The organism is Chryseobacterium sp. Bi04 (assembly GCF_918698085.1).
GTDB lineage: Bacteria > Bacteroidota > Bacteroidia > Flavobacteriales > Weeksellaceae > Chryseobacterium.
Window position 1 is genome coordinate 766,790 of record NZ_CAKKLP010000001.1, and the last position, 25,815, is coordinate 792,604.

Genomic DNA, 25,815 nt, shown 5'->3' on the forward strand with positions numbered 1-25,815 from the left:
AAAATATGCTTTGTCTTACTGTCAATGTAGGCTGTCCTATAATTCAAACGTTTAAATCTAAGTTAAAATTACAAAGTATAAATTAGAATTTTGAATTTGAGATTAAATATTCTTAATTTTCTGTTCCTCAGAAGAACTGCAGGTCATCATATTCAAAATAAATAACCATATACTGTGGAAAAAAGAATAAATTAAGGTCCTGATTTTAACCTTATATTTTCAATGGAGGATTTCGATCTGGGAATATTTTATTGGGCAGGAATTTTTATTGCCTGGTTTTCATCTTTTCTTATCTTGGGAAAGCAGAAAAAGAAAACAGTAGATTTTCTTTTGGCTTTTTGGTTTCTGATTATAGGATTTCATCTTGTTTTTTTTGTGTTGTTCCGTTCGGGAGGCTATTTAAAGTTTCCTTATCTCATTGGATTTGAAATTCCTTTTCCTTTCATGCATGGGCCGATGTTATATTTGTATATTCTGAGCCTGACAGGTAGAAATACGGGGAAAAAGATTTGGCTATTGCATTGGGTGCCTGTTGTGATAATTTATATGATTTTACTTCAGTTTTTGCTGCTGTCTCCACAAGATAGGATGACGGTTTACCAGAATAAAGGTAAGGGGTATGAGGTGTTGAGTGATGTGATCAAATTTTTAATGATCTTGTCCGGAATTTTGTATGTGGGCTTAAGTCTTCTTGCAGTCAGAAAATATAAAAAAGAAATTTCCAATCAATACTCCAATACCGAAAAGATTAACCTGAATTGGTCATATTATCTGATTACAGGGATTGCGTTAATATGGATTGCTGTTATCATAAAGAATGATATTCTTATTTTTTCCATGGTTGTTTTGTTTATTCTGGTAGCGGCTTACTTCGGTATCAGTCGTGTGGGGATTTTGGATTTGCCTGTTGTAGCTGATGTTTCAGGTGAAAAAGAACCTGATGTTGAAGTGGTAAAGTACCAGAAAAACTCTCCGGGATTTGATGTTATACAAGCTATTTATGAAAAGCTTGTGTATAAGATGGAGTATGAAAAGCTGTACAAAGATCCGGACCTGAATCTGAACCATGTGGCCCAGCTGTTGGATGTTCATCCGAACCTACTATCGCAGACCATTAATTCTTTGGAGAACAAAAATTTTTATGACTATATCAACCGGCAGCGGATTGAGGAGTTTAAAAGAATAGCAATACTTCCTGAAAACCAAAAGTACACGATTTTATCACTGGCCTTTGAAAGTGGGTTCAATTCCAAGACCTCATTTAACCGGAATTTTAAAAAATATATGAATTGTTCTCCAAGAGAATTTCTAAAAAGCAAAAATCTTACGTTGGAATAGTAAGTGTCAGTTAATAAGTGATATTATATTTGTTTCATCTTTCATTTTGGAACAGTTGAACCTTTCTTTATGTCCATTTTTACAGAAAATTTAATCAACTGTCATGAAGAAACTCTTATTTGTAATCCTATGTATTTTTGCATTGCTTATGGGTGTCTATCCTTTAATTTATGTTTTTGTTGAACATAAAAATACTTTTCTAGGTTCTAAATCATTGGAGATACTTCAAAATACAATTTGGAAAACTGCATTTTTTGCTCATATTATTTTTGGTGGAATTTCCCTCTTCATTGGCTGGCGTCAGTTTGGGAGCAAGTTCAGAAATAAATATGTAAAGTTGCACAAATTCATTGGAAAATTCTACGTAGCCGCAGTGCTGATAAGTTCTGTTTCGTCTATCTATATAGGAATGTACGCCAACGGAGGAATTGTATCATCTGTTGGATTTGTTTGCCTGGGAATTATTTGGCTGATTACCACTTTGGTAGCAGTAGTCTATATAACCAAAGGTAACGTAGTAAAGCATCAACAATTTATGGTATACAGCTATGCCTGTACCTTTGCTGCAGTGACATTAAGAATCTGGTTTCCTGTTTTAAAGAGTATTACACAGGATCCTGACAATTCCTACATTGCTGTAGCCTGGTTATGCTGGCTTCCCAATCTTTTGGTAGCGTATCTTATTAATAAAAAGAATGTGGTGGCCGGTTAAACTTTATTGTTGATATAGCCGTTCGTCGCCTCTGTAGTAGGGTAGATCTTTCCGGGATTTCCCATTACCATAGAATCATCAGGTACGTCAAAATTGACGTAAGAATTAGGGGCAATCAATACATTGTTTCCAATGTTGATACTCCCTACAATCACTGCGTTGGGGCCAATCCATACTTCATCACCAATCACTGGAAACCCTTCATTCTTTCCACGGTTCTGCTGTCCGATGGTTACACCCTGTGCTATATTGCAGTTTTTTCCAATTCTGGTTTTGGGATTGATAACCAATGCTCCGAAATGCCCCAGATACAGTCCTTCCCCGATTTCAGTCTCGGGATAGATCTGGAAACCGTATTTTATCTGAAAATGCCTCAAAACAATTCTCCAGAATAAACCGGAAATGGCTTTTTTATTGCTTTTCTGGGCTTTTCTAAATAAATAAACATAGTGGAGGTTAGGATTGATACATTTTTTCCAAATTTCAAAAGTAGAAAGCCATTTGCCGCTTTCCCTGTAAAAATCTTTCTGTATTGCTGTGTAATCTGGCATAACAAAATATTATACTTCATCAATAATTTCCTGAAGATGTGCTACCGATTTCTGAAGCACAAATGGAAGATCTGCTGCTGCAGTTTCCTTTTCAAACTGTTGTGCAATCTCCTTATTGAGAAGGAACTTTTTCATCCCTTCATAGATTCCGTCTTCTGAATTAGGAGTAATGAGGCCCAGTTTTCCGTCCTGCAGAAGATCTTTGATTCCTGAAACATCTGTGGAAATTACAGGTTTATCCAGGATAAGAGCTTCTGCAATAATGGTAGGGAATCCTTCATGTCGGGATGACATGACATAAAAATCAGATTTTTTAAGATATGGATAAGGGTTACTTCTGAAGCCAAGCATCTTTACCGTCTCATGAAGTCCCAATTGATTAAGCTTTGCCTGGATATTCTCAAAATCAAATCCATCACCAATAATGATGATCTGATGTTTTAATCCTTCATCCATTAATTTTTTATGAACATCCAAAAGCCTGTCATAGCCTTTTTGAGGATACACCGTGCCTATGGTTATAAAGGTTGGAAGATCCTTTGAAAAAGGGTAGTCATTAATTTCAGCTTCAGCTTTCTGGAGAGTATCCTGAGAGTCAATGGGGTTAAAGATCTTAACAACAGCCTGTTTTTCTTTTTCATTACGGGCCAGCTTCTGCATTTCCTCTTTAAGCTTGTTGGAAATAACCAGGATTCTGTCAAATTTGAAAAATTGCCTGATGACATCCGGAGTGTATTCTTTCAGATTAAAGATGTCATTCTGAACCCAGATGATCTTTTTGGAATCCTTTTGCGGGCTGGATAGTACCTCTCTGTACATTCCATGGATAGCCGCTATTTCTACATCGTATTTTTTATTTTTCAGTATAAATGTATAGAGAAGGGATGGGAACATCAGAAACATTTTCTGATAAAGTACTCTGAATGCCTTTACCGGAATTTCATGAGGCCTGTTGGTGGTAATCATTTCTCCTTTCAAAAGGTAGTATAGGTTGACCCATGACGGAATTTCCTTGATGTACATTCCTGTATACAGGTTAATCAAAAGATCAACTTCATATTTATCTTTGGGAAGGTTTTTAAGAAAGTTGGCCAGAACTTTTTCTGCACCACCATGGCGAAGGGAACCGATTCTAATGAGAATTTTCTTTTTTTCAGACATTTATTTTTTTATAGGTTTATAAGTATGTGGGAGGTGCTCACTTACATAAGCTTCAAGTTTAGGTCTGTCTGCTTCGAGCTCTCTTGGATACATGATATTGTTTTGTAATGCTTTATCTCCATATTCTTCAATAGTGCAAATAAATTTTGCAGGAATCCCTGCATAAACCGTTCCGTTCGGCATAGAGGAAGTTAAAATCGAACCTGCTCCCAATACACAGTTATCACCTATTTCTGAACCGAGCATGATGATGGTGTCTGCACCAATAAAGCACTGTTTTCCAATTTTTATGCGCCCGAAAGCTCGTACATCCTTATATTTTTCGAAAAAATGTAAAGCATTATAACCGCCGTCATGATTAATGAATCTAACATTATTAGAAAGTGTTGTTTCGTCACCTATTTCAATTAAAAAAGGTTCTGTACCTAATTCGGGAACTTCTACAAAACGAACATTTTTTCCTACCTTTAATCCCTTAGCAATACAAATTTTGAGATAGATTCTCTTGATAAGGTATTGGTAGGTAGTATGAATTTTTAATATGATACGATAAATAAATATCATTATTCTAAATTTGTTTTTCTCATACAAAGAAAAGAATTTATATGATAAGAATTTCTAAAATAGAATATTATTTGCCTGAATTGGTCCTTACCAACATGGATTTGGAAAAGGAGTTCCCGGAATGGAGCTCTGAAAGAATCCGGGAAAAAGTAGGGATCGTACAGCGTCATATTTCTTCAGAAAATGAAACCGTCCTGGATCTGGCTATACAATCATCAGAAAAAGTTTTTGAGAACTATGATAAAAGTAAAATAGACTTTATTCTTTTCTGTACCCAAAGTCCGGATTATTTCCTTCCAACCACCGCCTGTATTTTGCAGGATAAGCTTGGACTGAGAAAAAATATAGGAGCCATGGATTTTAATTTGGGATGCTCAGGATTTGTCTATGGCCTGGCATTTGCCAAAGGTTTAATAGCCGCCGGAATTGCTAAAAGCGTATTGTTGGTCACTTCTGAAACATATACCAAGCATATCAATCCTAAAGATAAAGGAAACCGTTGTATATTCGGAGATGCCTCTGCTTCAGTAATTATTGAAAAAGATACCAATGTAGGCGATTATAAATTTTGTTTGGGAACTGATGGCAGTGGAGCTGAAAACCTAATCGTAAAAAAGGGAGGTTTCAAAACAGATTTTACACTAAACCCAAATCATGAATTTGATCCTGAAAATCTTTATATGAACGGACCTGAGATTTTTAATTTTACCATAGAAAAAATCCCGGGATTGATTAAAGAGACCATGGATGAAAATGGGCTTACCATGGATGATATTGATTATTTTGTTTTTCATCAGGCTAATTCTTTTATGCTGAATTATTTGAGACGAAAAATGAAAATTCCAACCGAGAAATTCTATATTGATATGGAGACAACGGGGAATACAGTCTCTGCAACCATTCCAATTGCACTGAAAAATATGCTGGATAAAGGCCTGTTGAAAAGAGGAAATAAGATCTTATTGGCTGGTTTTGGAGTGGGATATTCCTGGGGAGCCACTATAATGGACTTTTAATTTTCAAATCATAAAATTTAAAATATATGAAAACTTCCGTTTTTTTAGAAAAGTTACAAGAGGAACTAGAAGAAAAACAAATGCTGAACCGGGACACTAAGTTAAAGGATCTGGAAAACTATGATTCCATAAGTTTACTCTCTGTCATTGCTTTTGTAGATGAAAACTTTAATCAACAGCTTGATCCGGATCAGTTTAAAAATATGGAAACGGTATCTGATCTGATGAATATTATTGGGTTGGAAAACTTTGAAGATGAATGATGATTATTTAATTATCATCATTCACTTTGTTTTTGTTGATAAAGATTCTCAAGGATCTGCTCAACGGCATTGAAGATTTTTTGATTATCAAACTGATCTTCGATGGTAAGAAGGTTCTTTCTGATGTTGGAGATCAATTCCGGATCAGAAAGGAACTTTTTCATAGCTTCATACATTTCGTTGGTTTCGTATTTGATTAGATATCCTGTTTCGCGGTCCTTAATCATGATTCCAACATCGCCGGTATCCGTTGCAATAATTGGTTTTTGAAGAATCAATGCTTCAGCAATTACAAGGGGCCATGCTTCAGATTCGGAAGGAAGAATAAAATAATCTGCCTTCTTAATGTAAGGATAGGGATTCATTTTATTGCCACATAAAATAAACGTATCCTGAACATTATTGGTGTTGATCCGTTCTTTCAGGTTTTCCATTTCTTCTCCATTTCCAAGAATTAAGATACTGTGTTGGAAACCTTCCTCTATCAATCTTTTATGAGCATCAATAAGTTTGTGGTACCCTTTTCTGTGATGAAGTCTGCCTACGGAAACAAAAACAGGTCCCTGAGGGAAGTCTTCTAATTTCTCTTCTGCCTTTTTTTTAATTTCTTCGATAGGAATTGCATTAATGACAACACTTTCTGCAGGATATTTTAAATCCGGATAATACAGATGCATCATTTCTTTGATCCTTTGCGAGCAATAGATCATATGGTCAAACTTTTGAAAGTTGTCTATGATCTCCGGAACTACTGGCTGTAGGGCAGGTAAATTGATCTCGGAGTGAAACCAGCCTATTTTTTTTGAATGTTTATTGCTTGAATTGTTTACAGATGAGAATGTAGCATAAGAGGGAGAGATCTCTATATCAAACTTTTTATTTCCTAAGATACGGTCAGCAATTCTTGGATTTTTTAATATTCTTATCAGTTTTAGTCTTCTGCGGGCCAGCTGAAGTTTATTGATGAAAGGGTTTTTGGAAAAACTCTCTTTGCCTTCAGTAAGGTAAATCTTTTTTACATGACCCGGGATTTCATTTCGAAGTTCTCCCTGATTCATGTTTAGGCATATAGTTAATTCAAATTTATCAGGATTCAGATTGTTGAGCATGCTCAGTACCACTTTTTCTACCCCTCCCATTTCCATAGAGCGGTGTCTGAAAAGAACCTGTATTTTCTTGTTTTCTGACATTATCTTAAAAATTTATGTAAAGTAATGGAGTTTTTTCTTTCCTATATATCCATATTGGTATTTGCAAAAGTGCGAAGATCTCATGATTGGAAGTATTCCGGAATTTTTTACCATTGATAGCTTTGTGGTTTCTCCGCTTCATGTTATCCTATCAGGAAAAAAGCTTCAACTATTAAAGTGAATCGAAAATTAACTCCTGCTTATTGATAACCCTTGTATTCGGAGGGATATCCTGATAAATAGTACATCCGGCGCCTATAATACAATTATCACCTATGGTTACTCCTTTAAGAACTGTTACGTTACTTCCAAGCCAGCAATTACTGCCTATTTTTATGGGAGCTTTATTAAACTTTGATGAATATACTTTAAATTCAGGCGAGGTTTCATAACAATGGTTATGATCATAAAGCTTTACATTCTCTCCAAATAACGTATGGCTACCAATAGAGATGTGTTCCATACAATTAATTGAACAGAAGTTATTCATAAAAAAATCAGTTCCTATCTCTAAAGAGGCGTTTTCTAAAACAAGAATAGAAATGTAGTTCCTGAAATCTGCTGAATGGCCAATATTTACTTTTCTCAGGTTTCTATCCAGGACAAAATGATTGCCTACACCAATTCTTATATTCTGAGAAAATACATTAGGGTGCTTTTTTAAAGAAGACAGTTGTTTTTTTCTTTGAATTTTTTCAAAAAAATTGTAAAGCATATTGTAATTTTTTTTTCACTTTGAGTTACACAAATATAGCCTGTTTTTAGATAAATGAAAAAAAATCTTTATTTTTGCTTCAATTAAAGGCAACACAGTGAGTGAAGTAACTAGAGTTCTCAAAACATTTATCGGGTATTTAAAAAGACCTGATCTTTATCCGGAGTTAGGCCGGAAGATTATTAAAAATACTGTCAACAGGGGCAATGCCTTTAAAGGAAAAGATAAAACCAATTCCTGGGCCGCTGGAAGAGCAGTATCACAGAAAGAAGCCGTTTCTAAGCTTTTTGGGCTTGAAATAGATGCTTTCCGTAACAATTATCAGGAAGTTTTAGCTACAGCAGCAGAAAAAGAAAGGGGATGTCCTGTAAAAATGGGAGGCCCCGGAGCGTTAGAGCTTATCTACTATGCCTGTGAGTTTACCAAAGCTCAGCATGTAGTGGAAACTGGAGTTGCCTATGGATGGTCTTCATTAGCAACGCTTTTATCATTGGTAAAAAGAAACGGAACACTCTACAGTTCGGATATGCCTTACCTGGCACAGGATGGTGATCAATATGTGGGATATATAGTTCCGGAAAACCTTAAAGGAGGTTGGAAATTATTCCGTTTTGCAGACAAGGAATCCTTACCCAGGATTTTCTCGGAAAATAAAGTTTTTGATGTTCTCCATTATGATTCTGATAAAAGTTATAATGGCAGGATGTGGGCTTACGATGAGCTTTATAAGCATTTGAGAGAAGGAGGAGTCTTCATCAGCGATGATATTGGTGATAACTCTGCGTATCAGGATTTTTGTGAAAAAAATAATATTGAAACTACAGTAGTAGAATACGAAGGAAAATATATTGGCGTTTTTATTAAATAAGCTTTATAATAAAACAGTTTGTTCCTTTTTTTATAAGATGGTGAGCGGATTGTAATAAGGTTATTCAACGAAAATAATTCATGACTATACTTTACAGTAATAAAATAAAGGTTTCTGGATAAAGACATTAAATACAATGTATAATATGACTGTTTGGCCGTTTTTATGAAGATAACCCAGATTACTTTTACCCGGTTTCTTGCGGCTATGGCTATTGTCATTTCCCACTTTAATAAAGATATGTTTCTATACAAAATAGATTACATTTCTAATATTTTTCTGAAAGCGAATGTAGGAGTAAGCTATTTTTTTATTCTTTCCGGCTTTATCATGATCATAGCCTATCATAAGAAAGACAGGATCAACTATTTTGATTATTATAAAAATCGGTTTGCCAGGATCTATCCATTGTATGTATTGGGGCTTTTGCTATATCTGGTCACCCGGTATTCAGGGTTTAGTTTTTATAAAGCTTTTTTATACTTGTTGGGCCTTCAGAGCTGGATTCCAGGAGAGGCTATGATCCTTAATTTCCCGGGCTGGTCTATCTCTGTTGAATTTTTGTTTTATCTGCTTTTCCCATTACTCTATAACCATTTTTATTCTAAAGGAAATAAAAGCATCTGGGTGATTACCATTATTATCTGGATTGTAACGCAGGTAATTTGTAGTCTTTATGCTGGGTCCCAATATTATGAAGGACCTCATACAGAGAGTCACGAACTGCTGTATTATTTCCCACTGATGCATATTAATGAATTTCTTGTAGGAAACCTGGCAGGGCTGTTTTTTGTGAAAAATCATAAGCAGAAAAATTACGATGTTCCTGTCATTGTAATTTTCCTATTAATACTATTGGCGTTGATCTTTGTACCTCTTTTCTATCATAACGGCCTGATGGCGCTGCTGTTTATTCCGCTTATTGTTTTGATATCGAAGAATAACGGAACACTGACCAGAATATTTTCATTAAAACCGTTAGAATATTTAGGAGAAGCAAGCTATGCTGTTTATATAACACATATCCCTGTTTTATATATTTTAAGGGAGATTCTGGAACCATATAATCTTGGAATTGACAATATATTCTGGATTTATATGGGTACTCTTATTATTACTTCTGCTTTATTTTATCAGTTTATTGAAAAGCCGCTCAGGAATTATCTTAAAAAAATAAAATTGAGCTGAGGATATGTATTTTTATCTAACTTAAAACGCTCATAATGATCAAAATAAAAAATGTTCCCCCAAAAAACAATATCGAAATAGATGGTTTATTGCTTTATGGGAGGTATTTAAATATCAATAACTTCTAAAAAGGCAATATATTATTTAATTCAATAGGGTTTCTTATCTTTTTACCAATCGTATTCTGTCTTTATTGGTTTGTTTTCAATAAAAAATTTCAGCATCAAAACAGGCTGTTGCTGTTGGCCAGTTTTTATTTTTATGCATGCTGGGACTGGAGATTTCTCTTTTTGCTACTGTTTTCTATTGGTTTGGATTATCTTTCAGGTATTAAGATTGAGAACAGTAAAAATAAGCGGGAAGTCACATTTTGGCTTACATTAAGTATTGCCATCAATCTCGGCTTTCTGGGCTTTTTTAAATACTATAACTTTTTTGTTGGAAGCTTTGCCGAACTTCTTGGTGGATTTGGGTTCAAAGCGAATATCTGGCTTCTTACAATTATCCTGCCGGTAGGTATTTCATTCTATACATTCCATGGTCTTTCTTATGTCATAGATGTGTATAAAAAAAGGATTAAAGCTGAACGTAACTTTACAGATTATGCCGTATTTGTAAGCTACTTTCCTCTTCTTGTAGCAGGCCCAATAGAAAGGGCTACCCATCTATTACCTCAGATACAGAAAAAAAGAACATTCAATTATGAGCAGGCTGTAGATGGCATGCGTCAGATACTTTGGGGGTTCTTCAAAAAAATGGTCATTGCAGATAACTGTGCTCCCTTAGTGAATGAGATCTTTACGAACTATCAGACGGAAAGCCCTGGAAATTTAGTAATAGGAGCTGTATTATTTGCCTTCCAGATCTATGGTGATTTTTCCGGATATTCGGATATCGCATTAGGGGTTTCCAGACTGTTTGGAATAGAGCTCCTGAAAAACTTTGCATTTCCCTATTTCTCAAGAGATATTGCTGAATTTTGGAGGAGATGGCATATTTCGCTTTCTTCATGGTTCAGGGATTATCTTTATATTCCTTTAGGAGGCAGTAAAGGAGGGCTTTCTATGAAGATCAGAAATACATTTATTATTTTCCTTGTTTCCGGGTTCTGGCATGGTGCCAACTGGACGTTTATTATTTGGGGAGGACTTAATGCGCTGTATTTTATGCCTCTTCTGATAATGAATAAAAATCGTCAGAATATTGAAGTGGCAGCACAGGGGAAGGTATTACCCTCCTTTAAGGAGTGTTTTCAGATCTTTATTACTTTTTTAGCGGCTTGCTTTGCGTGGATTTTTTTCAGAGCAGAATCTGTAGCCCAGGCTTTAGATTATATAAAGAGAATCTGCAGTACCGGAATTTTTACTTTACCACATCCATTACCTGTAAAAATACTGGCACTGATTGGGTTTATGCTTTTGGTAGAGTGGATCAATAGAGAAAGTTTCATGGTTTGGAAATAAGAAGATTCAATCCATGGATGAGACGTCTTTTTTATATGGTTATTATTTATATCATTCTCCGTTATGCCAATTTCGGGAATAATGAATTTATTTATTTTCAGTTTTAGCATGAAGAAGTTTTTAATAAAAATAGGACCTTATTTTCTGGCAGTAGCAGCGGTATTTGCTGTACTTGGAAGTTATGCTGACGGAAATACAGATGATAACTATATGCATTTTGCGGTTAAAAAGCCACAGAATATCATTTTGGGGGATTCCCGGGGATCACAGGCAGTTGTACCCAGTGTTTTAAAAAAGAAACTTTCAAGGGAATTTGATAATTTTTCGCTCAATGTTGTTGAGTCACCTTATGGACAGATCTATTTTAAAGCATTAAAAAGGAAATTAGATCCTGAAACAAAAAATGGAATTTTCATTCTGACAGTAAGTCCATGGACTTTATCCTTGGATAAAAACACTAAAAATGCCAAAGATTTTCCGGAAGAACACTCACCACTGAATGATGTGTACACTTATGACAGATCGCCAAATTATGAATACCTGCTAAAACACTATACAAGAAGCTGGTTCAAAATATATACGGAAAGAGCAGATGCAGTCGGGAAATCCAGTTCATTTCTTCATGAAGACGGATGGATGGAAATTAATGTGAATATGCATAAAGATTCTGTGGCTGCCAGAACTACCAAAAAAGAAGTGTTCTATCAGGTTTTAGCCCAACAGGCCGAGTTGTCGCAGGAACGGCTCAAAGCTTTTGATGAGATCATTAACTATTTAAGAACTAAAGGAACAGTGTATCTGGTTCGGATCCCTGCTTCTAAAGACATTATGGCCATTGAAAATAAAAAGTTCCCCCATTTCAGCAAGCTATTACAGGATGTTTCGCGAAAACAGAATGTGAAATTTTTTGATTTTTCAGAGGAGATCGAAACGTATATGTATACTGACGGAAACCATATGTACCGGAATTCAAGTCAGGTTTTTACTTCCAGAATGGCAGACTCTATCAAAGTAGGGAAACGCTAAAATAAATTTTTTCTGAAATTAATATTGTAAATCCCCGAACGTATACTCGGGTAATCTGAGATCAAATGTTTTAGGATCACTCCCCATTTTTGAGGAGCAGCAGTTGTTGCGATCCGGAAACTTCTGTACATTCTGTTAATATGCAGTTTGATATGATCTGGTATTGTCTCTTCATTTTTAGCCCAGTTGTCAACTTCCTGCCATAAAAGAACCCTGGTAGTAGCCGGATTGATTTTTTTCGAATCTACCTGAGTAATCCGGTTATTTTCATGTACACCTCTCATCGCTATAGCTTTATCTAAAATACCGGGATACAGATCAAGATAATAGGAAAGACGGAATAAAAATTCCGAATCCTGATGAAGCCTTAAACTGGCTTTAAATAAAGTACTCATTTTTTTTAGCAGAGAATCTCTTCGTATCGTTAAAGTATCAATACTGAACAGTCCAAAGCTTCCGAGCATATAGATTTGTCCTGGAAAAACTTCTTTTGGACTATGTTTCTTATGCACGGTAGTCAGTCTGTCTCCAAATACAGGATAGTATTGTTCTTTTGCTTTTTCAGTATAATAATGGACGCCAAGTGCTCCGTATACACCTTCTACTTTTGGATCTTTAAAAAGTTCTTTTTCAGCATCAAATCTGTTGGGAAGAAAGTAATCATCTGCATCCAGAAATGCAATAAAATCTCCGGTAGCTTTTTGTATTCCCAGATTCCGGGTAGGGCCGGCACCGTGATTTCCTTTGTCAGGATGCTGATAGAGTTTTATTCTGTTGTCTTTTTCAATAAGTTGTTTGCATACCTGTAGTGCATTGTCTGGAGATTTGTCCTCAATCAGAATAACTTCATACACTTCATCAAACTGAAGGGCTGATTCTACTGCCTGGAAAACAAATTTTTCGGCATTATAAACTGGAATTATTACAGAAATTTTCATTTTTTACTAACTGAATTTTTTTGATCATTTGTGTGATGCAAGATAATCAAATATAAAGACTTGTGGCTTAAAAATTAATTAAAAAAGTGGAAATACAGCTCTGTAAAATAGAATAAGCATAGCAGGACCACCAATCAGATCAGTGAATGCCTGAAGTTAATATTATAGAGACCGGATCTTATACTTTTATAATCTGTAAACAGGTATTTGATAATCATTCCCCATTTTTTGAAAGCCGGGGCTTTTGCAATTTCGAAGCTGCGGTGCATTCTTTCTATGTGAAGTTTGATATCTTCGGAAATATCACCCTCAGTTTGTGACCACGTTTTTATCTCCTTCCAAAGCTCTGTTCTGGATATAGCAGGATTTATTGCACGGGAATCTATTTTTGTTATTCTGTTATTTTCGTGTACCCCTCTCATTGCTATTGCGCTATCAATAATTCCGGGATATAGATTAAGATAATAAGACAGACGAAGCAGAAATTCGGTGTCTTCATGCATTCTCAGATGAGGTTTGAATAAAGGATTCATTTTTTTCGTTAATGCCTCTCTGCGAACTGTCAGGGTGTCAATACTGAACAATCCAAAGCTTCCAAGCATGTGCAGCTGTCCCAGAAAGATATGGTAGGTATCGTATCTTTTATAGACGGTGGTAAGCCTGTCTCCAAATAAATTGTAGTATTGTTCTTTTGCTTTTTCAGTATAATAATGGACACCAAGTGCTCCATATACTCCATCTACTTCCGGATTTTTAAAAAGTTCCTTTTCCGCATCAAACCGATTAGGCAGAAAATAATCATCTGCATCTAAAAAAGCAATAAAGTCTCCCGTTGATTTTTCTATGCCTAAATTCCTACTTGGGCCTGCTCCGTGATTTTTCTTATCCGGATGCTGATAAAGCTGTACTTTATCATATTTTTCAGCAATCTGCTTACATACCTGCAGCGCATTGTCCGGAGACTGGTCTTCAACGAGAATTACCTCATAAACTTCATCAAACTGAAGAGCAGATTCCACTGCCTGAAGGACATAATTTTCGGCGTTATAGACGGGAATAACTACTGAAATCTTCATTTCACCTTTTTATAATAAATTAATTGTGTTTTTTACACTGTCATTTCAAGTACGAAATTTAAGCTTTTAATTCTAGTTTTACAATCCTTAACCTTGTGAAACAGTGAAATATTTATTTTTTTGAATATAATAAAGATTAAAACATCATTTTATACAATATAAGCAAGGTAAATTGGTTGTATGAGATATTTTTTAATATACATTGGATATTAAAAAAGAAAACCTCTAAAAAAATATTAATAGAGGCTTTAAGTTTTTAGGTGTAAGTAATCCTTTCAGTAGAATACTGATGTTACCCAGGACTTATTGGAGGTTGAATTTCATCAATGAGAATAGGTGAACCTGTATTTTGTCCGCAATATATTGGGATTTTTAAGAATAGTGGCCAATAGGCTCGTCATTTTTGAAAGTCCTTTTTTTGCAGAAAGCTCAAATGCTTTTTTCTGAAGGTAGATATGCTGGGCATAATCCGGTTCTAAAGATAATGGCTTAGACCATTCGTACAAAGAGTTCCAGAAAAGATATTGCCTTTGATTGTATTGAGGGGAATATCTTATAATCTTCGTAATTCTGTTGTCATCATGTATCCCTCTCATCGCTACAGCCTGATCTATAATCCCGGACTTTAAATAACAGTGATAAGCCAGCTTAATGATGAAATCAGAATCCTGATGAACACGCAGAACCTTATTAAAGTTTAAAGAATGCTTCTCAAGGGCAGATTTTCTTACAGTCAATGCATTCAGGTGAAAAAACGTACCGAAAGTTTTCGGTGTAAAGCCTAAAAGCCCTCTGAAAACTTCTTTTCCCTCAGCAGGATAATTGACTGTAGTAAGTGTATTGTCGCTAAATTTAGACTGAAACTCTTCTTTTCCTTTTTCAGTCAGGTATTCAATACCCACAGCATTGAATACTCCGTCTACTTTTGGATCATTAAAGAGGGTGTTCTCTGCATCGAACCTGTTTGGAAGATAATAGTCGTCTGCATCTAAAAATGTAATAAGACTTCCGGTTGCTTTTTCAATTCCCAGGTTCCTTGAAGCTGCAGCTCCGTGATTTTCCTGGTCAGGATGCTGAAAAAGCTTAACCTTTGAATGTTCTCCTGCTAATCGTTTACAGACTTCCAGGGAATGATCGGTTGATTTATCTTCGACTAAAATAACTTCTTTAACTTCTTCAAATTGTAACGCAGAGATTACTGATTTTTCTAAAAATTCAGCAGCATTATATACAGGGATGATTACAGAAATATCAAGCATTACAGTACAGATTGGTTATTATCTGCCCAAAGGGCAAGTTGCAAAAGATTCCAATGTTTTTCATCTTTATTCAGATAGCTTTGAGTGGCTTTAAAATCAATAAAATTAAATACTTTATGATTGGGGTTTTTCAGCATGTCATTGGAGAAATTCATGAGGTTTTCTTCGGTAAACCAGTTCTTTACTCCCAATCCAAATCCCTGTTTATGACGCTTCCTGATGGTTTCGGTCCAATATGATCCCATCGCTTCCCGAAGAATAATCTTGTCATTGGTATTGCTTAATTTCAACTGATCGGGTAGCTGTATACAAAACTCGGCAAAATCCAGATCAAGAAACGGAGTCCTTACTTCCAGTGAATTGGCCATAGCCATCCTGTCAGATTTTACCATCATATTAGCCGGAACATAGTTCTCAAGATCGGTTCTCATAATATCATTGAGTGAGTCCGTATCCGGTGTGAAGCTGTAAGGCTGGAGGTAGTCGGAAGAAATACCGAGGTGCTTCCTTTCTTTCTTATTAAAGTCATTTCTTACAGCATTCAAATGGAAATCCAGAATAGAATCATATTGTATATTTTTTTGAGTAATAAAAGAAGTGGTTCTTAGCTTTTGATATAATTTTAATCCAAATTGAGCCATTATATTTTTATAGCTGAAATGCTGTTTCATCTTGTTTTCAACGGTATAAAAATGATAACCGCCAAAAAGTTCATCTCCTACATCTCCGGATAACACTACAGTAAGGTTCTTCTTAGCTGCTTTACAGATCTCATAATGTGGGATAAAGGAAGCATCTGCAAAGGGCTCATCAAAAAAAGGAGTGATCTTTAAAAGAGAAGTGACAAGATCTTCTTTTTTCTCATGAACCTCTATATGGTTGGTTTTATATTTATCTGCAATTTCTTTAGCATATTTTAGCTCATTATCTTTATGGTCATATCCAAAACTGATGGTGGTCTGCTGAGGTAAAAATTCATCTACCAATGCAACAATGGATGAAGAATCCAACCCTCCGCTTAAAAAACTACCTACTTCTACATCTGCAATAAGCTGTTTTTTTACTGCATTTTTGAGGAGATGCAAAAATTCGTCTTTAGCATCAGAAAGACTGATCATTCTGTCTTTTGCCGGTAAACTGTAATAGCGTGATACACTAATTTTACCTTCTTTCCAGATCAGCTGATGGGCAGGAGGCAGGGTGTATATATTACTGTAAATACTTTGGTATGTACTTACATATCCATATTGAAGATAATGGGAGAGGGCATCAGAGCTTACTTTGGGTTGAATAAGACCAGAGGCCAGGATAGCTTTGATTTCCGATGCGAAAATAAACTCGTTATTGTTCCCAATAGCATAGTAAAAAGGTTTTTCTCCAAAACGGTCTCTGGCACAGAATAATTGTTTTTTCTGATTATCCCAGATGGCAAATGCGAACATTCCCGGAAGCTCGTGGATCAGGTTTTCCTGCTTCCTCTGATACATAGCAAGGATAACTTCTGTATCAGATTCTCCATGGTAAGGATATTCGGCATATTGCTTTTTAATATCCTGATATCCGTAGATTTCACCATTCAGAACAATACATTCTTCTTTAGTATTGGAGAACATGGGCTGCTTTCCATTTTCAGATAAATCTATAATGGAAAGTCTGCGATGGCCTAATGCTGCATTGTCATAAAATTCATAATGCGAAGAATCAGGACCTCGATGTATCAGGGAATCTGTCATTTTTTTGATTTCTTCCTGATAATTTCTGGCATTACTGCTTATAATTCCCGCTATTCCACACATAGATTTTTATTTTTCATCATTAATTTTCATTTTTTTGTATTGGCTAATTTACGACAGATTAAGAAAAGTAGGACCTTTCTGACTCAGCTGATTTCGTAAATCTGTTAATGTTTCCCCGTCTCTGGATATTTTTTTATACTTCTTTGAAAGCTGTTTATATTGACTGATATTGCCCGTCATTATATTTTTAAGCATGCTTTGCTTAAGGGCTTTTTTTTCAAGTTCAAGAGCATTGGGAAGATTCGGATTCATAATATTGACTTCAATACGGACGTCTTCATACTTTGTGAAGTCAATTTTATGAAGTGACTGAACACCGTCATGCACCACCTTACTGCCGGGGACAAGTAATACTTTCTTCTGGTGAAAATGAATACGGTTCACGTACTCATCATCTTCTCCATAATGGAAAAAATAAGGATTAAAACCACCTACTGTCTCTATTGTTTTTTTGGGCAGCAGCCAATGGGCAGCATTCACAAATTTGATTTCATAAAAAGGCTTCAGGGTCTGAAAATAAAGGTCAGAAATCAGCCTGGTTTTTTCATAATTCTTAGCGATATACTGGTCTAAAAAAATATCCAGATATTTTTCTGAACCATCTATGTGGAAAGGGCTGATAATCCCAATCTCGTCCTTGTTAGGGTGATGGTTATAAATATCTAGCATTTTTTCCATACTGTCCTGATAAAGCCATGCATCCTGGTTCATCAGATAAAAAAAATCTGCACCTTTTTGGTAGGCTTTTTCAATACCTATATTATTGGCCTTTCCAAAGCCCAGATTACTGTCCGCTTGAATAAAATCAGCTTCAGGAAAGTGGTTTTTTATATATTCCTGTGTACCATCTGTGGACCCATTATCAATAATTATACATTGCACAGGAACAGAAGACTGTTTTAAACTTGTAAAACATCTTTCGGCCCACTTCATGGCATTGTAAGTAACAATAATAATATAGACGTTAGGCATTGTAAATTTTTAATGAATTATCTTGTAAAAGTATATTTTATTATTTTTAATAATTGACTGATGCCAGTCCCCCAGTCCCTGGAGATTGAAAAACGTTCAAAAATTGCAGTATACAATTTGTTGTTTACTAGGGGAGAAGCAAACTCTTTTTCATAATAATATTTATTAATGAGTTCATCCAGATTCTTTACGATCTGCTGATCCGCTCTGTTGTCATTATTGACTTTCTTGATGTTTTTAAAAATATTAATTGAAGTACGGAATTTTTTTTCATTTTCCAAAGAACTGAAAACACCTCCGCTGTGAAGCCGGTATACTCCAACAATAGTATTGAAACTTCTGCCTTTTCCAAATTCGAGGGCATGGTAAAAATAATATAAATCCCTGTAATTTGGGTAAACATCTATCCATTTGAGATCTACAAACTTTCTCCTTATAAGATAGGTAAATGTTTGTGTAGGACGCTGTACAAAAAAACTGTCCTGCGTATAATCAATATGTTCCTGATTTTTAAACATATAGTCTTTTCCATCCTCTGTAAATTTATTTTCATCCTGATGGAATAATAAATTTCTGGCAGTAACCATCACATAGTCCGGATTAGCTTCCAGAAAGTCATACTGAAACTGTAATTTTTTCTGATCTGTCCAATAATCATCACCTTCACAGTAGGCGAGGTATTTCCCTTGTGCCTTGCCGAATGCAAATCTCTGATTTTCTACAAATCCAATATTTTCTTTATGGTTAAAATACCGGATGAGGTCCGGAAACCGGGTTGCATACTCTGAAATGATGGCATCAGAATAATCTGGTGAATTGTCATTACAAATGATCAACTCAATCGGGAAGTCTGTTTTCTGTGCAAGTACTCCTTCTATAGCCTGTTTCAAATAAGGAGCATGCTTATAGGTAAGCATTATTACAGAAACCAGTGGTATTTTATTTTCCATTATTATTCGAAGATACTATCTGTAAATTATATATTTAAAAAAGAATGTTGTTTCTTTTTAAGTGTTTCTCGGGAGTTCATGATTTCTTCAAATCTGTTTTTATGATACTTGTATTCCTTAAAAATACGTATTGCAGCTGAGAATTTTCCCATCACCGTTTGCTTGATGATATCAGGAATGAAGTCTTTTTTTAAAACAGATCTGCTAAACTCTAGCCGGGGATCCAGGTAACGCTGTTCTCTCTGTACCCTTTTGGCATTGATATGGCTTGTTTTATTAAAGTCTTGTCTGCCATCATGTACTACTTTACTTTTAGTACATACCAATATTTTTTTGTCAAAATAGGCTACCCGCTGAACATATTCATAATCTTCGGAATAATGAAAAAAGTAAGGATTAAAACCTCCAATTTCTTCAATCGTCTTTCTGGGTAAGAACCAGTGCGCTGCATTTACAAAGTCAATTTCATAATATTCCTGTTGTGTGTTGGTAAAAGTATTTGAGAAGATCCTGTTGACATGGGTATTTCTTGCCAGATACCTTTCAAAAAAAATGTCGAGATTCTTTTCCGTACCATCCAGGTGCATAGGACTTAAGATACCTATTTTTTTTGGGTCAGGATAAGTGTTGTATACATCCAATAGATGTTGAAAACTGTCTTGAAAAATCCATGCATCCTGATTCATCAGATAAAAGAATTCTGCTCCTCCCCTGTACGCTTTTTCAATTCCTAGATTATTGGCTTTTCCAAAACCTAAATTTTGAGGAGACTGTATAAAGTCTACCTCGGGAAAGTGAGTTTTAATATATTCCTGTGTACCATCTGTAGAACCATTGTCTACTACAATACATTGTATCGGTACTGAAGAGGTTTTTAAGCTTGAAAAACATCTTTCTGCCCATCGCATGGCATTATAAGTAACGATAATTACATGAACAACAGCCATTCTTAAATATACTTTCGAGTTAATGTTTCAAGATAATTTTCCGGGCTTATTCCTGAGAAGAAAGTGATGATCTCTTCCTCAAAATCTACTTTATAAAAGTCTCCTTCATCTACTTCTGAATAACAGGCTTTTTGATAAGTCTCTTTTTCAATCGCACGGATAATTTCTTTTAAATCAAAATTGTACGGAAATGAAAAATTAATAATCTTATTATTAACATGTAAGCATTGTGATTCTAAGAACCTGGAAATATCTTCTATATCCAAAAGCAGTCTTCTGGCTTTAGTATGGAGTGTAAATTCAGTTTTGTTCGCGATCTGTGTTTTAAGAAAATTAAAAAGGGTATTGGGATTTCCGCCTTTACCCACAATATTTCCGATTCTTAAAATTACATAATCCTCAATATTGTTCTTTATATAGTCCTCAATCTTTTTTTTATGAATGACGTAGAGACTCTTCTGTTTGGATTGGTCAAGAATGCTTAAGGTGGAGAAATAGACCATTTTTTTTCCTTTATTTTGTTCATATACCGTTTTTAAAAGAGAAAATTCTCTTTCAAACTCGGATGTTCGTGTTTCCAAAGAGTTGGAAACTCCTGATGCAAAATATAATATATCGTTTGTATCAATATTCATTAATGAATTGGCAATAAGCCCTGTTCCTATAATCATATTCTATTATATTTTTTCTTCACCATAGTGAAAGTAATAAATTTTTAGTTCTCAGTGTTTGTGTTTATCTTTCTGTTGATACTCTTGTGGTATCTAATATATTTAAAATACTTCTTTGTAATAATCAGATGATCATTAAAAGTAAGTTTTTTAGGATAAAATTTTAAAGTAAATACTATGTTTTTTGTATTTATAGGATAATAAGTGAAATAGTTATATAAAAAACCAAGGAAACTCTTTTTTTCAGTTTCAGAATCTGATTTTTTTTGGAAAGTTAAGTGATTGTTTTCCCTTACCAGAATAGTATTGTCCAGCCAGAGTTTATCCCGATTTCCCTTTGAAAAATGCTCTATGAGAATATCATCTATCACATAATTCTGAAGTTTTTTTGACACTCTGAGGCTGAAGTCCAAATCATATCCATGAAAACCCTTTAATACAGTTTCGTTAAATTTGAATTGAGCATAATTTTCTTTTGTAATGGCCATAAAAACACCATCTACAGCAAAAACTTCTTCTCTGTTTCGTTTGGTGGAGTGGATTAGAAATGAATCTGTATTGCTTTTATTACCTTGTAATATATGTACGAAATTATATTTCTCTGAAACTGTCCAGCTTGAAGGAGCAGAAGGGACATATGAAGATCCTGCAACGCCTATGATTCCTGTGTTTTCTTTACTTAAATGTTTATTAAGCTTTTCTCCCCAACCTTGAGTATGGAATAGAATATCTTCATGTATAAAAAGAAGATTTTCGTATTTTGCTTTTTCAGCTCCTTGGTTGTATGCCTTGCAGATCCCCATTAATCCAGGGTTGTCAATTTTAATTAGTTCGTAGGAACTGCCAATAGTTTCCTCTATATTTTTTTCGAGAGCAGAAAAAAACTTCGGAAGATAGGAGGAGATAATAATGGAAATCATTTTTTAAAGTAAGCTATCAATTATAGTGAAAATTTTACCGGCCAGTTTTTTATCAGAATATTCATTTTCCAGTCTGTGGTGAATGTTTTCTCCATAAGTTTCCCGCAAGCTGGAATTGAGCATAAGGGTAACTACTTTTGCTGCCATCACCTCCAAATCCAGATACGGAATAAGAACCCCATGATCATTTTCTAAAAATTCTACTGCGCCACCACTTTTTTCAAAAGCTATAATGGGCTTTTTAAGTTTCGCTGCAGTAAGCATTACCAAAGGGAAAGGGTCTTCACGTGACATCAGAATAAAAATGTCAAAAATATTGATATAGTCATTAGGGGTCTTGTTATGATCAATAAAAATCATACTATTTTCTATTCCTAACTTTTCTGCATCAAGCTTTGCACATCTTACGGCAGGACTTTTTGAATTACCACCGAGATTGATGAATTTAAACTCGAGATTGGTTTTTTGTTTTATCTTCTGAACCAACATAGGAACCATGTCCGTTCCTTTCCTTAATTCCTGAGAACTTGCAATTCCAATGATTAATTCATTATTTTTAATATTTAACTCACTTCTTAAAGTGTCTTTGTCTTTTTGGATGGTAAGAGCCGTATCAACAAAAGAATGTACAGCAGTGACTTTTTGAGGGTTTGCGTTGTACTTAGTGATGAGGTTGTCTGCAACGGCTTGTGAACCTGCGATGATTTGTGTGATGTTTGAAATATTTTCTAAAACAAATTCTTTAGAATATGTACTTTCAATTCCAAAACTCAGCTCATGAATAGCAACGATTGTCGGAATATTCTTTTTGAAGAAAGGGAGTGTCCAAATCAGTGACTCCATTGTATTTCCATAAACCAGATCATAGTTGTTCTCAAGAAGTATATTGGTGATTTTATCAATTTTATCTTGTTGCGTTTCTGTTTTCCTGAAAACAAGGGAATGAATTCTTTTTAAATTTCTCTTAAGAAATGAGAAGGATTGCAGATGATAATGTGCTACAACAATCTGGTTTGATACTTTTGCAAATTCTTCATATAATTCTCCGCCTCTGATCAATAAGACATCAATGATATAGTTTTCCTTTTCCTTCTTTAATCTTTTTATTAAATCTAAAACAAGAATCGGAGCGCCTGATAAAGAGGCTTCGTGGGAAATGAATAATATTTTTTTATGAGAAATCATAAATGAACTTTTTATGAGCGATTATTTTTTAGAAAGCCTAATTTTTTTGCAATTTTTAATCTTGCAATTTTTAAAAGATTATTAAAGTCAATAATTTTTTCTATATAATGATAATCTTTTATTTGTAAAGATAGTTTTTCTTTATCTTCGATAGGTTTGGAAAGAGCGGTATAATATTCATCATATTGTACTTTTAAATTTATAATTACTGGTTGATTTTGCTTAAAATGCTCTATTAAAAATTTTAAACAAAACATGACATTGATCATTTGATAAACCTTACTTTTTGTACTCCATATTCCACTACCTAATCGATATGCAGCCATACTGTTCGGGAAATATTTTATTAACCCAAAAGAAGCATTAATCATATGTAGCGGATAATCTCCTATTGGGCAATAGTTGATCCATTGTGGGAGCTCTTGTATGTTTTTTCTAAAAACGACTGATGGTGTATGAATAAAATTTCCCTTGGCCAAATCCTCTATTGAATAGTCTTTTTCTTCATCAGGATTATTAAAAATAATAGGTTCAGTTTCATCAGGGCTTATTCCTGTAATTTTATGAAAACTAAGACTGTACTCCGGGTTTTGTTCAAGAAAGCTAACCTGTTTTTGAAGTTTTAAAGCATCTGTCCAATAATCATCTCCTTCGCATATTGCTATATATTTTCCCATGCAATTTTTGAATACCTCATTTTGATTGCGTGCAGCCCCTATATTTTGGGGGTAAAGGAGAAGTTTAAACTTTCCGGGATATAATTTTTGGTAAGTAAGTAGTATTTCTCTTGAGTTATCTTTTGAGCAATCTTCTCCTATGACAATATCAAAATTGAAATTCGTTTTTTGTGTTAAAATATTATCAATACATTCTTTCAAATACTCCGCATGATTATATACCATTATAAATACACTTAGTGTAGTATTGGGAAGATCAGATAGTAGAAGCGACATCTTTAGCTGTTCGGAGCTCTCTTCAGTAACAACAAAATTATTATTCCGGTAAGATTTTATTGCGGCGATGTTCTCGGGTTTAACAAACAGATAAACTTCATTAAGCTTTAAAACTTCTTTAGCATAATATAATATTTGATAAGTTGCTAATTGAGAGATCCCTTTTCCCCAAAAATCTTTTTTTCCTATAAAAATATGAAACTCGGCTGAATCACTATTAATATTGGTAAGCTGTACATTTCCAATGTATTCTTCATTGCATATAATAGCAAATCTTTTGCTGCTATTATCTTGAAGGACTTTTTCAATCCACTCGGATTCTATTTCCTTTGTTATTGTTATATTGGGTTTTGAACCTGTAAATTGCCATATCTCATCATCATTTCTCCATTGATATGATGTCAATGCGTCTTTCTTAACAAGAGGTCTTATTAAAACATTATACATTCTAAAATTTTTTTCATTTCATTAATTGAATACCTCTGATCTATTGGTAATGCTATAATTTCTTTTGCCAGGTTATAAGCATTATGATCCTCATCACACCAATCAAAAACATTGGGCCAGTAAGTAGCACAATATATTCTTTCATTGATCAGCTTTTGTCTAAGGTTTTTATCATGTGTTCTGAAAGGATATACCATTGGGATTGCATCTTCAGACAATTCAATCGGAAGAATGTTTTTTTCTTTCAGTACTTCATGTAAAAAAAAGAAATTTTCTCTTCTCTTTTTTTTAACATGTTCATAGTCAATCCCTGACAGTATTCTTTTTGTAAGGTTTGACATTGTCTTAATAGGCTGTCTCTCTAGGGATTTATCATTTTCACTGAAATCAGAATACCCCTGTTCAGCAGACAAATCAATCCGCTTTAAAAGATGACTCATTCTTTCATAGCTTTCATCTTTTTCAAAATGTAAATCAATTTTTTTATCGGTATATAGAAAGCCACCGTCAGAAACACCAACGAATTTTCTTGGAGAATAAAATTGATCAATATTTTTTATTATAGGAGAAAAAAGAGCTTGAGCATTATCAATAATTATATTCCTTGTTATATTTTGAACCAAATTCCTGATAAATTGATCTTTAATGCCAAAATAGTTGGTATATAAAAAAGCTTCATTATCTTGTATACCAGAATAATCAAATATAGGCTCAAGATTGACATCTACATCATAAAATTTATAATCAATATTTAGCTTTTGAATAGGCTCTAAAATGGCATCACAAGTGTAATAAGGAATATAAATTTTTGTGAATTTCTTTGCTGTCAATATATACTCTAAACAATTTCTTGCAGAGTTTAATTCAATAAAACAATTCCCCCAAAAAAAATGATCATTGGGGAGTTCAAGTTCAAAATATCCTCCTATAGCTCCTGTTTCCATTTAAATCAGCTCATAATTGTCTAACATTTCTCTTATTTTCTGAGGCGAATTGAACATTAATATATCAATAATTGAAAGCCAAGGTATAAAACTATCTCCAAACTGGATATAATTATCTTTATTAGATTTAATAAAAAATAATTTCACATTATTTTTTGCAAAATATTCTTTATCATATAGGTCTTGCCCTCCTAAAGGATTAATATAGGTGTCAGCATTTTCTTTTTTACAAATATCAATTAGTCTTTCTTCTTTTGACAATTCTGAATTCTGATAAATTGTTGATGATTTTTCTATATGTGTAGCGATTTCAAGATAATTGCATATTTTTAAAAGACTGACATATATAAGGTTGTTGACCTTATTAGGGCAATCAAGTAAATCTTCTAGTATTGGGATTATGCTTGTATAAAAAGGGGCTTTCTTATAAGCAAGCTCAAGAGTTTTAAAAAATTTGATTTTCCATTTTGGGAAAAGCCCCTGATTAATCTCTATATCATTAATTTTTTTAAAAGAACTGGCATCTTTTAAAGGAATAGAAAATAAATAACTTTTACCATTGAGCAAGATATTATTCCTGTTAATCCAGCCTTGTTTTATATAATTTACGTCATCATAAATTATAAACTTATCCACTGCCTTTATTAACTGAAAATACCCAATGTATGGCATGAAATAGGGCTGCATTACGGCTACTCTCAT

At 34.2% G+C, this 25,815-nt stretch carries 26 protein-coding genes; 8 read left to right on the plus strand and 18 right to left on the minus strand.

Going from position 1 to position 25,815, the window contains the following annotated elements; all coding sequences use genetic code 11:
* Positions 1–222 precede the first annotated feature (222 nt).
* On the plus strand, positions 223–1,338 hold the full coding sequence (locus tag LQV47_RS03365) for a helix-turn-helix domain-containing protein (protein WP_230033874.1): 1,116 nt from the start codon (positions 223–225) through the stop codon (positions 1,336–1,338).
* A gap of 103 nt (positions 1,339–1,441) precedes the next feature.
* The gene (locus tag LQV47_RS03370; protein ID WP_230033876.1) at positions 1,442–2,050 is read left to right on the plus strand and encodes a DUF2306 domain-containing protein; all 609 of its coding nucleotides are present in this window, start codon (positions 1,442–1,444) and stop codon (positions 2,048–2,050) included.
* Here LQV47_RS03370 and LQV47_RS03375 read toward each other — a convergent pair.
* From LQV47_RS03375 to LQV47_RS03385, 3 genes are read right to left on the minus strand one after another with little or no spacing between them, the layout of a single operon-like run.
* Positions 2,047–2,601: a serine acetyltransferase gene (locus tag LQV47_RS03375; protein ID WP_230033878.1), complete on the minus strand. Its 555-nt coding sequence runs from the start codon at positions 2,599–2,601 to the stop codon at positions 2,047–2,049. The two genes, LQV47_RS03370 and LQV47_RS03375, sit on opposite strands and share 4 nt — an antisense overlap.
* A gap of 9 nt (positions 2,602–2,610) precedes the next feature.
* Complete coding sequence (locus LQV47_RS03380) at positions 2,611–3,762, minus strand: glycosyltransferase (RefSeq protein ID WP_230033880.1); 1,152 nt, start codon at positions 3,760–3,762, stop codon at positions 2,611–2,613.
* Complete coding sequence (locus LQV47_RS03385; RefSeq protein ID WP_230033882.1) at positions 3,763–4,326, minus strand: acyltransferase; 564 nt, start codon at positions 4,324–4,326, stop codon at positions 3,763–3,765.
* A gap of 41 nt (positions 4,327–4,367) precedes the next feature.
* Here LQV47_RS03385 and LQV47_RS03390 point away from each other — a divergent pair, with 41 nt between their 5' ends.
* Both LQV47_RS03390 and LQV47_RS03395 read left to right on the plus strand, forming a co-directional pair.
* Complete coding sequence (locus LQV47_RS03390; RefSeq protein ID WP_230033884.1) at positions 4,368–5,342, plus strand: ketoacyl-ACP synthase III; 975 nt, start codon at positions 4,368–4,370, stop codon at positions 5,340–5,342.
* A 26-nt stretch (positions 5,343–5,368) separates the two neighbouring features.
* Entirely contained in the window at positions 5,369–5,605 is a 237-nt protein-coding gene (locus LQV47_RS03395; RefSeq protein WP_230033886.1) for a phosphopantetheine-binding protein, read from the plus strand.
* 17 nt (positions 5,606–5,622) lie between these two features.
* Here the strand turns inward: LQV47_RS03395 and LQV47_RS03400 are convergent, their stop codons facing one another.
* Both LQV47_RS03400 and LQV47_RS03405 read right to left on the minus strand, forming a co-directional pair.
* Positions 5,623–6,795 (minus strand): glycosyltransferase, encoded by a 1,173-nt coding sequence (locus LQV47_RS03400; protein WP_230033887.1) that lies wholly within the window; start codon positions 6,793–6,795, stop codon positions 5,623–5,625.
* Between the two features lie 172 nt (positions 6,796–6,967).
* Positions 6,968–7,510 carry an acyltransferase gene (locus LQV47_RS03405; protein ID WP_230033889.1) on the minus strand — a complete coding sequence of 181 codons (543 nt, stop codon included), beginning with the start codon at positions 7,508–7,510 and terminating at the stop codon, positions 6,968–6,970.
* Positions 7,511–7,607: 97 nt separating this feature from the next.
* On the opposite strand from LQV47_RS03405, the gene LQV47_RS03410 reads away from it, so the two are divergent.
* From LQV47_RS03410 to LQV47_RS03425, 4 genes are all read left to right on the plus strand, one after another.
* Positions 7,608–8,378: a class I SAM-dependent methyltransferase gene (locus LQV47_RS03410; RefSeq protein WP_230033891.1), complete on the plus strand. Its 771-nt coding sequence runs from the start codon at positions 7,608–7,610 to the stop codon at positions 8,376–8,378.
* 165 nt (positions 8,379–8,543) lie between these two features.
* On the plus strand, positions 8,544–9,566 hold the full coding sequence (locus LQV47_RS03415) for an acyltransferase (RefSeq protein WP_230033893.1): 1,023 nt from the start codon (positions 8,544–8,546) through the stop codon (positions 9,564–9,566).
* A 137-nt stretch (positions 9,567–9,703) separates the two neighbouring features.
* Complete coding sequence (locus LQV47_RS03420) at positions 9,704–11,029, plus strand: MBOAT family O-acyltransferase (protein ID WP_230034234.1); 1,326 nt, start codon at positions 9,704–9,706, stop codon at positions 11,027–11,029.
* Positions 11,030–11,137: 108 nt separating this feature from the next.
* Positions 11,138–12,055: a hypothetical protein gene (locus LQV47_RS03425; protein WP_230033895.1), complete on the plus strand. Its 918-nt coding sequence runs from the start codon at positions 11,138–11,140 to the stop codon at positions 12,053–12,055.
* Here LQV47_RS03425 and LQV47_RS03430 read toward each other — a convergent pair.
* From LQV47_RS03430 to LQV47_RS03490, 13 genes are all read right to left on the minus strand, one after another.
* A complete protein-coding gene (locus LQV47_RS03430) occupies positions 12,052–12,993 on the minus strand; it encodes a glycosyltransferase family 2 protein (RefSeq protein ID WP_230033897.1) in 942 nt (313 codons plus the stop codon). The two genes, LQV47_RS03425 and LQV47_RS03430, sit on opposite strands and share 4 nt — an antisense overlap.
* Before the next feature lie 134 nt (positions 12,994–13,127).
* Positions 13,128–14,069, minus strand: a complete 942-nt coding sequence (locus LQV47_RS03435) for a glycosyltransferase family 2 protein (protein WP_230033899.1) — start codon at positions 14,067–14,069, stop codon at positions 13,128–13,130.
* A gap of 323 nt (positions 14,070–14,392) precedes the next feature.
* Entirely contained in the window at positions 14,393–15,328 is a 936-nt protein-coding gene (locus tag LQV47_RS03440; RefSeq protein WP_230033901.1) for a glycosyltransferase family 2 protein, read from the minus strand.
* On the minus strand, positions 15,328–17,124 hold the full coding sequence (gene asnB / locus LQV47_RS03445) for an asparagine synthase (glutamine-hydrolyzing) (protein WP_230033902.1): 1,797 nt from the start codon (positions 17,122–17,124) through the stop codon (positions 15,328–15,330). The genes LQV47_RS03440 and asnB overlap by 1 nt, the downstream gene beginning before the upstream one ends.
* Before the next feature lie 48 nt (positions 17,125–17,172).
* The gene (locus LQV47_RS03450) at positions 17,173–18,096 is read right to left on the minus strand and encodes a glycosyltransferase family 2 protein (protein WP_230033905.1); all 924 of its coding nucleotides are present in this window, start codon (positions 18,094–18,096) and stop codon (positions 17,173–17,175) included.
* Positions 18,097–18,113: 17 nt separating this feature from the next.
* Positions 18,114–19,046 (minus strand): glycosyltransferase, encoded by a 933-nt coding sequence (locus LQV47_RS03455; protein ID WP_230033907.1) that lies wholly within the window; start codon positions 19,044–19,046, stop codon positions 18,114–18,116.
* A gap of 26 nt (positions 19,047–19,072) precedes the next feature.
* Positions 19,073–19,993, minus strand: coding sequence for a glycosyltransferase family 2 protein (locus tag LQV47_RS03460; protein WP_230033909.1), 921 nt, complete (start codon positions 19,991–19,993; stop codon positions 19,073–19,075).
* Between the two features lie 2 nt (positions 19,994–19,995).
* Positions 19,996–20,664, minus strand: a complete 669-nt coding sequence (locus LQV47_RS03465; RefSeq protein WP_230033911.1) for a hypothetical protein — start codon at positions 20,662–20,664, stop codon at positions 19,996–19,998.
* A gap of 44 nt (positions 20,665–20,708) precedes the next feature.
* Positions 20,709–21,584, minus strand: a complete 876-nt coding sequence (locus LQV47_RS03470; RefSeq protein WP_230033913.1) for a glycosyltransferase — start codon at positions 21,582–21,584, stop codon at positions 20,709–20,711.
* Between the two features lie 3 nt (positions 21,585–21,587).
* Positions 21,588–22,769: a glycosyltransferase family 4 protein gene (locus tag LQV47_RS03475; RefSeq protein ID WP_230033915.1), complete on the minus strand. Its 1,182-nt coding sequence runs from the start codon at positions 22,767–22,769 to the stop codon at positions 21,588–21,590.
* An 11-nt stretch (positions 22,770–22,780) separates the two neighbouring features.
* A complete protein-coding gene (locus LQV47_RS03480) occupies positions 22,781–24,169 on the minus strand; it encodes a GNAT family N-acetyltransferase (RefSeq protein ID WP_230033918.1) in 1,389 nt (462 codons plus the stop codon).
* Positions 24,154–25,113 (minus strand): hypothetical protein, encoded by a 960-nt coding sequence (locus LQV47_RS03485; RefSeq protein ID WP_230033920.1) that lies wholly within the window; start codon positions 25,111–25,113, stop codon positions 24,154–24,156. The genes LQV47_RS03480 and LQV47_RS03485 overlap by 16 nt, the downstream gene beginning before the upstream one ends.
* Positions 25,114–25,815: a WbqC family protein gene (locus LQV47_RS03490; RefSeq protein WP_230033922.1), complete on the minus strand. Its 702-nt coding sequence runs from the start codon at positions 25,813–25,815 to the stop codon at positions 25,114–25,116.